Source organism: Veronia pacifica (assembly GCF_001707825.1).
In the GTDB taxonomy this organism is placed as follows: domain Bacteria; phylum Pseudomonadota; class Gammaproteobacteria; order Enterobacterales; family Vibrionaceae; genus Veronia; species Veronia pacifica.
In genome coordinates, this window is record NZ_LYBM01000003.1 from 1 (window position 1) to 12,224 (window position 12,224).

The following is a 12,224-nucleotide window of genomic DNA, read 5'->3' on the forward strand; positions in this document are numbered from 1 at the left end:
GAAAAAGGCACCTAGGGTGTCTTTTTTGTTATTGCCATTAACGCCACAGTCACGCAAAATACCGCCTCATTTTTACTGTCCCAATAAGCTGTCACCTATCATGAACCGAAAAAAGAAAGTTATTCAGACTCTGAAGAAAAAAGCTAAAAAGCAAAACGCCAAGCTGCACAAAAGCAACAAACCCAAGTATATCTCGAAAGCAGACCGCGAAAAATTGGCGCTTGAAGAAACACAACAGAATAACGTTACGTCCGAAGATGCGGGGAATCATGCCCACCCTGACAGTGAGTGAGCTATTTAGCATCGCATTACTGCATTCATGTCGCCATCAGAAATACAGTGGCGACATAGCCACCAGATAAGATAGTCTTAATTTCTGTTCACTCGCAAAAGTGCTTTCATTCCTCTCAAAACCACTCTCCCGATTTCTTTTCTCATTAGTCTGCCTTCATAATCAATCTATTACACTATTCCATCTCGATGGATGTACCCATTGTTACTGAAGGCAGGTTCTCTGTCATTCAGACCAACATCTCATGATGTATAACTCACTGTTTTTAAAAGAGGCCTACATCATGATCACAAGGAGTCATTAATGACAGCACCAAGTTGGGATCTCTCTTTTGCGTATAGCAGCCTATCCGGCGACGACTACCAGGCTGATATTGAGCAGGCAAAATCACTCATACACGCTATTTCTGAAATCCACCCATCGTCTGTTACTGAATGTCAGCGAGTATTGGCGCTCGGTGAGCAAGCCGACTCGCTCGTTTGGAGCCTTTCAACCTATGCCAATTGCCTCGCATCTGTCGATGCAACCAACCAAGACGCGACACTTGTTATCAGTAAACTCAGTGCGCTCGGGGCGGAGCTGAATCAAGCCATGGAGCCAGCCAAAAACCTACTGGTAGTTTGCGATGACGCATTTTTTGAGGCTGTGCTCGATGGTAATGACGAGAAGGGGGCCCGAAGTCGATTCCGTTTTCCCCTGTCACAAAAGAGAAAACTGAAAGATACCCTTCTCTCCGTCGAGGAGGAGCAATTACTGTCTGCAATGAATGTTAATGGCACTGCTGCATGGGGACGCCTTTACGACAATTTGACTGGCACCATGACAACCACCCTCAAGTTTGACGATGGCAGCGAAGAAACGTTGGGGCTCTCACAGGCTGCAAGTATCCTGTACGGACCCGACCGCAAACGTCGTGAGCCCGCGTGGAATGCTATTGCTGACGCAATGAAAACCAATCAGACCTCCTTTGCAGCTATTTTAAATGCCCTCTCTGGCAGCCGCTTAACGGAATATCAAAAGCGTAGTAAAAAGACTCAGGTTCATTTCCTTGACCCAGCCTTACATGACGGCCGTATTGTCCGCGAAACGCTGGATGCCTTGATGTCGGTGGCAAAAGAACAGCGTCATGTCGGACAAGAGGCAGGATTGGCGATGGCAAAACTGTTAGGCACCGACACGCTAAAGCCGTGGGATGAACTCGCTTCTATGCCCTCTCTGTCTGACTCGCAGGGTGAGACCTACAGCTTTGACCAAGGTATTGCCATCATCCGAAAAGCGTTCGCAGACGTTGACCCGGAAATGGCAGAATTCGTTGACATGATGGTTGAGAACAACCTGATCGACGCAGCCCCTCAGCCGAATAAACAACCTGGCGCTTACTGTACTGAATTTTTCAAAACACGTACCCCAATGGTCTTTATGACCTGGGGTGAAAGTATGTCAGACGTGGTCACCCTCGCCCATGAACTGGGCCATGCCTATCACAGTTGGGTGCTGCGTGACCTGTCAATCGACGAAAGTAATTACCCGATGACACTGGCTGAGACCGCCTCTATTTTCGCTGAAAATATAGTTCGCGATGCGCTTTTCAAAGAGGCTAAACAAGACAGTGACAAATTGGCAATGCTGTGGGAGGAAGCGCAATCTGCACTGGCACTGATGATCAATATCCCTGTTCGTTTTGAGTTTGAAAAAGCGTTTTATGAGCAGCGGAAAGATGGTGAATTGAGTGCCGATAAGTTGTCGGCGCTGATGTCAGAGAAATGGTCTGAATGGTACGGCGATACCATGAAAGAAACTAATGAGATGTTCTGGGCCAGCAAACTTCACTTCAGTATTGCCGATCTCAGCTTCTACAACTACCCATATCTGTTTGGCTATCTGTTCAGCAAAGGTGTTTACGCACAACGCAGTGTAAAAGGTGATTCCTTCTATGCCGATTATAAAGCCCTATTGCGTGATACAGGCTCCATGACAGCAGAGGAAGTGGTTGAAAAACACTTGGGTGTGGACATCCGAAAACCTGACTTCTGGTCACAGAGTGTGGACCAAGTTGCTGAGCAAGTTAAACTATTTAATGAACTGATTGAAGCGATAAAATAGTTAGTCCTATAAAAAAGCAGGTCATATGGCCTGCTTTTTTTGTGTTATCGCCCTCTTTCGTGACGTTGTCACCACACCAAAGCGTTTAAGTGGGTTGCTCACAAAGATAGTCATTAACGTCTATCTCATTTATCCCTGCTCATCACATCATTGCGTCGTATAAAACATACCTGATTGCTACACATTATGTAGCATGCTAATGTGATTAAAATTGAACAGGAGTATGTTGTGTCAGTTCCCTACCCTCACAGACCCGTTAGGGGGTCAACCTCCGGAAAACCCATTATGGCTCTGCTGGACATGTTGGGCAGGACATGGGCTCTCGGAATTATTTGGCAACTGAGCCAAGGCAGAGCGACATTCCGTGAATTACAACAACGCTGTGAACAAATATCGCCTACTCTGCTCAATAACCGCCTCAAGGAACTCAAAGCACTGGCATTGGTCGAAACCAGTCAGGAAGGTTACCAGCTCACCCCGTTGGGCCGCGAATTGTGTGACTTTATTAAGCCATTAGGCGGTTGGTCCCATCGGTGGGCCGAAGCAATTCATATCGATGATAACAACAAATAAGTAGTGAAAGACATGGTGCAGACTTACGCTGGAATGCCTCTGGATCGCCAGTCCAGAGAAAGAAAAAAATCACAATGGCTTGAAGAAAAATTTAACGATAGCCGCACATTGTTTATCCCTGTCAAAGAAGGCAAGGTACTCTCTCGAAATAGTGCTGCTGAAGATGCTACATATTTTGTGAATAAGCAGCTAGTTAACGATCTCACGATTGAACAGACTGTGTTTCTGGGTGAAAGTGAAAACCAAGCCTATTTTGCCATCGACTGCTGGGAACTTTCGCCGTCTCAGGAAGAGACAGTGTCAGCGTTGGGAGAATGGCATGAAGTCAGGCAAGCCAGACATAACAAGGATAGCGACACACTTGCCATCTTAGCTTACGCAAAGGCCTTGTGTTACTGGCATCAGGAGAACGGATACTGCGGTCGATGCGGACATCCGTCCCAGTCAGCAGAGGGTGGTCACACGAGGCGATGTACGAATTCAGCTTGTAATAAACCCACCTTTCCGCGCACCGATCCTGCAGTTATTATGCTAGTGGAAAAGCGCTTCGACGATGGCATTGTACGTTGCCTGCTGGGAAGACAGGCCAAGTGGCCGACTGGCCGCTACTCTACACTTGCAGGCTTTGTCGACCCGGGCGAAACCCTTGAGGAAGCAGTGATTCGTGAGGTGTATGAGGAATCGTCGATACACTGTGTAAATCCAACATATGTTGCTTCACAACCTTGGCCGTTTCCATCATCACTGATGCTTGGCTTTATTGCGACGGCAACCTCAATTGAAATTGATACTGAAAATGACGAGCTTGAAAAGGCGAAATGGTGTTCAAGAGAGGAACTAGATTTGTTAGAAGCTACTGGCACGGTGATCATGCCGCCGAGCGATTCTATTTCGAGTTTCTTGATAAACAGTTGGCGACAGGGTGATATTGGTACTCAGTAGATCAAGAGCACTTTTCCAACGCTTGTTGTTTCAAAGTATCTTGAGCAAATAAAAAAGTCGCCATCGGCGACTTTTTCAATTAAACCCGTCTTACTCGTTACTCTGAGTATGTGATTTCGGTGTCGTTTACTTTGCGGGAAGCACGGTGCCTTCAACAGAACCAAAACCGATACGAGCAAAGCCATCGGCTTCACACCAACCATTCATAATGACCTTGTCACCATCTTCGAGGAACTTGCGCTCCTCACCATTGACCAGAGTGATGGATTCTTTACCACCGCGAGACAATTCAAGCAGCGAACCCGCCTCTTCATGTTCAGGCCCAGACTGAGTGCCAGAACCGAGCATGTCCCCAGGCTGGAAGTTACAACCGTTGACAGTATGGTGAGTAACCATTTGAGCCACTGTCCAGTAGCTGTGCTTAAAGCTGGATTCAGAGAGCTTGGCCGCAGTTTGGTTATCAGCACGCATCTTTTCGGTTTCCAGTAGAACCGACATCTGAATGTCAAAAGCGCCTGATTCGCGGTTATGCGCAGACTCAAGGTATTCAAGCGGCTGTGGCTCTTCAGCGTCACGATGCCATTGAGAACGATAAGGTGCCAGCGCCTCAGTGGTTACGATCCATGGTGATACGGTAGACGCGAAGTTTTTCGCCAAAAATGGCCCGAGTGGTTGATATTCCCATGCCTGCAGATCGCGGGCTGACCAGTCATTAAAGAGACTGAAGCCAAACACGTGATCTTCTGCGTCTTCAATAGCAATGGTATCGCCTAGTTCATTTCCTTTACCCAGATAAATACCCAGTTCCAGTTCATAATCCAAACGTTTACACGGGCCGAACGAAGGAGCTTCGGCATCAGGCGCTTTTGTCTGACCTTTAGGCCTTGGGAATGCCTGCCCAGAAACACCTATTGACGATGAACGACCGTGATAACCGATTGGTACCCACTTATAGTTTGGTAATAACGGGTTATCTGGACGGAACAGACGACCTACAGCAGTTGCATGATAGATAGAGGTATAAAAATCAGTGTAATCACCAATGTGACATGGAACCGAATACTCAACATCAGCTTGAGCAACCAGTGCCTTCTCGAGTACTGATTGTTGTTCTGAGCCCTCACGTAATGCTTTTGATAGAGCAAGTCGTAGCGCAGACCAATATGTCTGACCCAATCCCATTAGAGTATTAAGTTGCTGGTCTGCTCCAGCTTTAGCCGCAGTCTGTGCATCGGCAGTAAAAAGCTCGGTATCAGCAAGGATTTTTAAATCAACAATCTGATCACCGATGGCCACTCCGCCACGGAACGTTTCATCGCTATCTTTACGACGGAAAGCAGCAAACGGTAAATTTTGAATAGGAAAGTCTGTGCCTGCAACATTGGCACTTTCTACCCAACTTTTCAGTGCTACGTCATGAGTTTCATTGATTAGTGACATGGTCCTTCCTTCTTGACCTGAGTGGAGGCAACAATTTGCTCTCAGAGAGAGAAAAAGCAGCTTATCAAAAGCTGCTTTTCATTTAGAAAATAATGTCGGTGTTAGATAACACCACGGCGCTCTTGATCACGTTCGATTGATTCGAATAAGGCTTGGAAGTTACCTTCACCGAAGCCACCATCGTCAACACGTTGAATCATCTCAATAAAGATGGGACCGAACAAATTCTTAGAGAAAATCTGGAGCAGATAGCAATTATCAGCCTGGCTATCAACAAGAATTTGGTGCTGACGAATCTTTTCGCGGTCTTCTTTTACCCAAGGTACGCGGTCAAAAATCGTCTCATAGTATTCCGGAATGATATCCAGCGTTGCAATCGTTGATTTGTCGAGCTTATCAAGAGAGCTAACCAGATCATCAGTCAGGAATGCGAGATGCTGTACGCCCGGACCATTGTATTCGTTCAGATACTCATCAATCTGGTTGTTGTTATTGTCTTTACCTTCATTGATTGGAATCGAGAAGGTACCGCATGGAGATTTAAGGGCATATGAAAGCAGTGCCGTTTTTTGGCCTTTGATGTCGAAATAACGAACTTCAGTAAAGCCGAATACATCTTTATAGAAATTAGCCCATTTCTCCATGGTGCCTTTGTAAACGTTGTTGGTCAGGTGGTCAATACGAATAAAACCTTTGTCTTCAACAACACTTTGAGATTCTGCAGGTAAATCTTCAAAATCAGAGTTATAGATATTATTTTCTTCACCGAAATTCTCGATGAAGTAAATCAGGCTGTCACCGATACCGTAGATAGCTGGGTATGGGAAATCTTTGTTTGCTGAATCAGTCGCAGGCTTGGCACCACGCTCAACAGCTACATCAAATGCCTTCTGGGCATTCTCAACACGCCAACCCATAGAACAGATTGCAGGTCCATGGCTACGAGCAAACTCAGCACCAAACCCTTCGCGCTCATTATTAAGCAGGAAATGAATGTCATTCTGGTTGTAGTAAAGGATGTCTTTACCTTTGAATGTTTTCAGCTTAGAGAAACCGAAATCAGTAAATACTTTATGCATATAGTCCGTATCTGGAGATGCATACTCAGTAAACTCAATACCAACCAAACCAAGTGGATTTAAAACTTCGCTCATTGTCTTATTCCTTCAATAACAAATGCGGTTCATTTGTGTGTTTCGTTGAGAAGATAATTAATCAAATTGGCTGCAAGGAAAAGGTAACTGAGGCATTTAGCAATGAGCGCGATTGTAAAGGTGATTGGACAAAAGTATCGGTGTCATAACCCTAATTTACAATTTGTTAGCATTTGGGACGTTAAAGAATTTTGATCATGGTCAAAAGAAGCTGAACTGCTTTTTACACAGGAAAGAAAAGCCAATAAACAATTGTTTTACATATATTTTATCAATGAAAGTGGTTATTTATCGGATATAACTGCGAGTTAAAACTGTATATATAATCAGCTACCACCAAATGAATGTAACGATAAGTTTACATTGAATGCATATCAACGAGTTAACTTGACCAACCGCACAGTTATGAGCACGTTTAGATGAAATTCACTTAATTAGCCCATTAAAAACTTTAGAGTCACTTCACAGTGAGTTTCACTCATCCAATAGGCCATAACCATGTTCTTGGTGTGTGTACAGTCTACATCAGTTGTGATGACGGACGTGGCATACAACAGAAACCTCGTGAAGGATGAGATTCATGACATCATAAAAAGTCGCCTCTGATTAATGAGAGGTAAAACAGGAAAATGGCTTTTTGAAGACATCCAGAGAGCTTGATTTTGTCTCAACATATAGAGAAAGCTGAATATTCTTTTATTGAAGAAAGAGATTGAAGAGAGCTTTTGGGTAGAACTCACAAACCTCTAACATTGATACATTAATGAGCAGTTAAAGTATTAAGATTGTTATTAACACTTAAATTACTATTCCGTAAACTTGTTTTTAAAATACTGGAAATAAAAAGAATCTATTTTAATAGGTCATATTTCAAACGACTATCTCATCAATATAATCTTTCATAAAAGATTAATAGATTGTTAAATTTATCTCTAGCTCGTTAACATAATGCCGTTTAATTAAACTTCTTGGCATTTTTTGAAAAAATGAATTCAGATATTCTTCGCTATAAAAATATTGAGCACACAAATTTCATAATAAAATCTTGTTAATAATACTAAAAAAAGTAAGGATAATTTATCGTGGTTTTTAGTACAGAACGGGCTGTTTTTCCCTTCATAAGGATGTACTCAATGGACATAATTGAATGCCTGTTCACTCGCAAGATCGACAGATAAACGAGGTACTTGGTCTAACAATGCAACTACAGTGATTTTATTTAAGCGATTGTTTTTATTTGGCTTTATCATGATAAAACTAGGAGAGAATACTTCTTAAAAGACAACATTAGCGAAAAACAGGGAGTGAAGGCAGAAGAAACTGCTTACTAGATTTCGAACGAAAAAGAAATTTTATTTTTGCGAAAACAAATAGAGATCAACTTTTAACACCTTTAACCTTACCAGCAATGCTGATTTAAACTAAATTCCTTTATTGAACGTAAAAATTGATCCAAAATAAAGAAGCGCAGCTATTCTTATGCTAGAAGCTCGCCTCAATCATGCCATTCGTAACAAAAAGTAAAAGGCGGATTTACACCAAAAAAAATGAATATCAAAATGTGTATGTTTACTGCACGAACCTTGTGAGAAATTATTACCCTTACAAATTAAACCTTAAATGTTTAATTTAAGTTAACAGAAATAAATATAGATGAGCAATATTTTTACATTCATTTAACATTTATTTAAACTTTTACAACATATTTTCTGGTTTTTATTACTTGAGTTATTGAGAGTAGTTCAGGATCAGGGAGGAAAAATGAAAATAAATCCCAGCAAGAAGGTCGCATTTTCGCTTCTTGCGCTCCTCATAACGGGACTTCTGGTTGCACTGTTCAGCACCAATATGGTGTTGTTCGATTCCAAAGGTCCCATTGGTGAAGCTCAATCTTCATTGATAATCACATCAGTGTTGTTAATGGCGATCATCATAGTTCCTGTCTTGTTTATGTCTGTGTACTTCCCCTACAAGTACCGCCACAGCAACAAGGAAGCTGAGTATCAACCGACATGGGAGCACTCCACTAAAATTGAAGTCGTTGTGTGGGCTGTCCCTTGTCTTATCATCCTGGCTTTGGGTTGGATAACTTATCAAACATCTTTCTCTCTCGACCCAAGGAAAGAAATTGCATCTGATCAGAAGCCTCTGACTATTCAGGTTGTAGCGATGAACTGGAAATGGTTGTTCATTTATCCAGAGCAACAAATCGCGACAGTTAACGAAATTGCATTGCCAGTTAACCGTCCGGTTGAATTCCTTGTGACTTCTGACACCACTATGAACTCTTTCTTCATCCCACAGCTAGGCAGCCAGGTCTACGCAATGGCGGGGATGGAAAACAGGCTTTATCTGATGGCTGAAGAACAAGGTGAATTCCGTGGCATTTCTGCCAATTACAGCGGATTCGGCTTCACTAACATGAAGTTTAAAGTTCATGCAGTTGATGACGCTGGCTTCAACCAGTGGGTTCAGAAAGTTAAGACATCAGACAAGGTGTTGAACGACGGCAGTTATGACGTTCTGACGGCGAACGCCAAAGAACAGATCAAAACACCTCACCCTGTGACTTACTTTGCGTCCGTCGATCCACTCCGATTCAAAGACATTATTGAGAAACACGCGGGAGTCCAAAATGGCTTATAAAGGTGACGTGTACGCCGATCCAGATCCGATTTTCGGCAAGTTAAACTGGGACGTAATTCCTTATACTGACCCAGTCATTCTTCCAGTGATGCTGGCAGCAGTCCTTGGGGGCTTGGGCCTCTTTGGTCTTATTACTTACTACGGTAAGTGGAAGTATCTTTGGGATGAATGGCTCACATCTGTCGACCACAAAAAAATTGGTGTTATGTATGTTATCGTTGCGGCGGTAATGCTTTTCCGTGGCTTCGCTGACGCGTTCATGATGCGTACCCAACAAGCCGCTGCAACTCTCGACGGGGCCGGTTATCTTCCACCGGAACACTATGACCAGATATTTTCTGCGCATGGTGTGATAATGATTTTTTTCGTCGCTATGCCATTCGTGGTTGGCCTGATGAACGTGATCGTCCCACTTCAAATCGGTGCCCGCGACGTAGCCTTCCCCTTCTTGAACTCATTGAGCTTCTGGCTATTCGTTGTTGGTGCACTTCTGATCAACATGTCACTGTTTATCGGTGAGTTCGCCGCAACAGGTTGGTTGGCGTATCCTCCGCTCTCAGGCATGGAGTATAGTCCCTGGGTTGGTGTCGATTATTGGCTCTGGGCACTTCAGATCTCAGGTATTGGTACTTTGCTGACTGGTGTTAACTTTGTCGTTACCATCATCCGCATGCGTGCACCCGGCATGACGCTCATGCAAATGCCTGTGTTTACTTGGACATCACTGTGTGCAAACGCCCTGATCGTTCTCGCATTCCCAATCCTGACCGTTACCCTGACACTGCTCACGCTTGACCGCTACATCGGTACCCATTTCTTTACCTCAGACATGGGCGGCAACATGATGATGTACGTCAACCTGATCTGGGCGTGGGGCCACCCTGAGGTATACATCCTCATTCTGCCAGCGTTTGGTATCTTCTCTGAAGTTACAGCGACCTTTTCGCGTAAGCGCCTATTCGGCTATACCTCTCTGGTATGGGCAACTGCAGTTATCATGGTTCTGTCATTCATCGTATGGCTGCACCACTTCTTCACCATGGGTGCAGGAGCAAGTGTTAATGCCTTCTTCGGTATTGCCACAATGATTATCTCGATACCGACTGGTGTTAAGATTTTCAACTGGCTGTTTACGATGTACAAAGGCCGTGTTGAATTCACTTCAAGCATGTGGTGGACGATCTCGTTCCTTATCACTTTCACCATTGGTGGTATGACGGGCGTTATGTTAGCGGTTCCTGCTGCAAACTTTGTATTGCATAACAGCTTGTTCGTTATCGCGCACTTCCACAATGTCATTATCGGTGGCGCACTGTTTGGTTACTTTGCAGGTTTCACTTACTGGTTCCCGAAAGCGACTGGTTTCAAGCTGAACGAGAAGTACGGCAAGATCGCATGTGTTCTGTGGACAGTCGGTTTCTTTGTTACCTTCATGCCAATTTACGTGCTTGGTTTCAACGGTATGACCCGTCGTCTGAATGTTGCTGATAACCCTGAGTGGGCACCGCTGCTGTGGATTGCTGCTGTAGGTGTCATGATCATCGCAGCAGGCATCGCAACTCAGTTCTATCAAGTTTACGTCAGTATCCGTGACCGCAAACTGAACGAGGACGTTACTGGTGACCCGTGGGATGGTCGTACTCTTGAGTGGGCAACCTCTTCACCACCAGCGTTCTACAACTTTGCGACGCTGCCAAAAATCCATGACCGTGATGAACATTTCTACATGAAGGAAAATGGAGAAGCGTACAAAGCACCTGACCGTTACAAGCGTATCCATATGCCGAAAAACACATGGGCCGGCGTTGTAATTAGTGCATTCTCGCTAGCAATGGGCTTCGGTTTTGTATGGCATATTTGGTGGATGGTTATTTTCGGTACCCTGGGTATTGTCGCGTCTTGGATTGCATACAGCTTCGAACGCAACAAAGACTATTACGTTGAAGTATCTGAAGTTGAAGCAATTGAGCGTGAGCATCTGGCTCGTGTCCATGGCAAACAGCCAATTACCAGTGAAGAAGATGATTCTAAACCTTCTGACCTGAAACCAGCAGATTCATTGGCATAAGGGACTAAGAGCAGTTATGACCACAGAAGTAAAAAATACATTTGACCCAAACGTCGCTGCTCAGTCGCATGACGGTCATGATCACGATGATCATGACCATCACGACTACGCAGGTGATACGATTTTTGGTTTCTGGATTTATATCCTGAGTGACTGTTTGTTATTCGGTACTCTGTTTGCAGTGTACGCCGTATTCTCAAACAGCTTTGCTGGCCAGATTGAGCCAAAAGAACTGTTTAACCTGACGTTCGTGTTAGGTGAAACAGCCCTTCTATTGTTGAGTAGTTTCACTTTCGGCATCGCGATGCTGAAATCACACACTGAAGACATGCAAGGTATGTTCAAGTGGCTGGGTATTACCTTTGCCCTTGGTCTGTCTTTCCTTGTCATGGAGCTTTATGAGTTCTGGCACTTCAGCCACGAAGGTGCAACCTTCCACAGCAGTGCCTACTGGTCATCATTCTATGCACTGGTTGCAACGCACGGACTTCACGTGTTTGCAGGTCTTGTATGGATGAGCGTTTTGTTTGTCCACTTTAAACGTGATGGGTTCAGTGAAGAGAACAAGACCCGTCTGGCGTGCCTGAGCCTGTTCTGGCACTTCCTTGATGTTATCTGGATCTGTGTATTCAGTGTGGTGTATTTGATGGGAGTATTGTAATGGCAACTTCTTCAGAGCATGGCCAGGGCGGTCAAGCGCATGGTAGCGTTAAAGAGTATGTACACGGTTTGATTTACTCTATCGTATTGACTCTTGTACCCTTTGCCATGGTGATGGCAAACATGGGTTCAACACAGTTAATCGTTGGTGTGATCATGGTTTTTGCCGTCGCACAGATTATGGTACAGCTGGTGTTCTTCTTACACATGAACACCTCATCCGAGCAGATGTGGAACACCACTTCCGCAGTATTTGTGGTCGTAATTGTGGCCATTATTCTTGTTGGCTCGTTGTGGATCATGGATCACCTGAATCACAACATGCTGATGGGTCACTGATCGGATA

Annotated in this window: 10 protein-coding genes; 8 read left to right on the top strand and 2 right to left on the bottom strand. The window is 44.3% G+C overall.

The window, feature by feature from the left end; all coding sequences use genetic code 11:
- Window positions 1-100: 100 nt before the first annotated feature.
- The 4 genes from A8L45_RS02785 to nudC all read left to right on the top strand — a co-directional run bounded on the left by A8L45_RS02785 (window position 101) and on the right by nudC (window position 3,910).
- Window positions 101-292, top strand: a complete 192-nt coding sequence (locus A8L45_RS02785) for a DUF2986 domain-containing protein (protein ID WP_068899317.1) — start codon at window positions 101-103, stop codon at window positions 290-292.
- 303 nt (window positions 293-595) lie between these two features.
- Complete coding sequence (locus A8L45_RS02790) at window positions 596-2,395, top strand: M3 family oligoendopeptidase (protein WP_068899017.1); 1,800 nt, start codon at window positions 596-598, stop codon at window positions 2,393-2,395.
- A 228-nt stretch (window positions 2,396-2,623) separates the two neighbouring features.
- On the top strand, window positions 2,624-2,968 hold the full coding sequence (locus A8L45_RS02795; RefSeq protein ID WP_068899019.1) for a winged helix-turn-helix transcriptional regulator: 345 nt from the start codon (window positions 2,624-2,626) through the stop codon (window positions 2,966-2,968).
- A 12-nt stretch (window positions 2,969-2,980) separates the two neighbouring features.
- Window positions 2,981-3,910 carry an NAD(+) diphosphatase gene (gene nudC, locus A8L45_RS02800; RefSeq protein ID WP_068899021.1) on the top strand — a complete coding sequence of 310 codons (930 nt, stop codon included), beginning with the start codon at window positions 2,981-2,983 and terminating at the stop codon, window positions 3,908-3,910.
- A gap of 126 nt (window positions 3,911-4,036) precedes the next feature.
- On the opposite strand, the gene fahA is transcribed toward nudC, so the two are convergent.
- Both fahA and hppD read right to left on the bottom strand, forming a co-directional pair.
- Window positions 4,037-5,350 (bottom strand): fumarylacetoacetase, encoded by a 1,314-nt coding sequence (gene fahA / locus A8L45_RS02805; protein WP_068899023.1) that lies wholly within the window; start codon window positions 5,348-5,350, stop codon window positions 4,037-4,039.
- A 101-nt stretch (window positions 5,351-5,451) separates the two neighbouring features.
- A complete protein-coding gene (gene hppD / locus A8L45_RS02810) occupies window positions 5,452-6,504 on the bottom strand; it encodes a 4-hydroxyphenylpyruvate dioxygenase (RefSeq protein ID WP_068899025.1) in 1,053 nt (350 codons plus the stop codon).
- A 1,761-nt stretch (window positions 6,505-8,265) separates the two neighbouring features.
- On the opposite strand from hppD, the gene cyoA reads away from it, so the two are divergent.
- From cyoA to cyoD, 4 genes are read left to right on the top strand one after another with little or no spacing between them, the layout of a single operon-like run.
- Entirely contained in the window at window positions 8,266-9,150 is an 885-nt protein-coding gene (gene cyoA / locus A8L45_RS02815) for a ubiquinol oxidase subunit II (protein WP_068899027.1), read from the top strand.
- A 28-nt stretch (window positions 9,151-9,178) separates the two neighbouring features.
- Window positions 9,179-11,218, top strand: a complete 2,040-nt coding sequence (cyoB, locus tag A8L45_RS02820) for a cytochrome o ubiquinol oxidase subunit I (protein ID WP_245680636.1) — start codon at window positions 9,179-9,181, stop codon at window positions 11,216-11,218.
- A 16-nt stretch (window positions 11,219-11,234) separates the two neighbouring features.
- A complete protein-coding gene (gene cyoC / locus A8L45_RS02825) occupies window positions 11,235-11,879 on the top strand; it encodes a cytochrome o ubiquinol oxidase subunit III (protein WP_068899031.1) in 645 nt (214 codons plus the stop codon).
- Window positions 11,879-12,217, top strand: a complete 339-nt coding sequence (gene cyoD / locus A8L45_RS02830; protein WP_068899033.1) for a cytochrome o ubiquinol oxidase subunit IV — start codon at window positions 11,879-11,881, stop codon at window positions 12,215-12,217. Before cyoC ends, cyoD begins: the two co-directional genes overlap by 1 nt.
- Window positions 12,218-12,224: the final 7 nt, after the last annotated feature.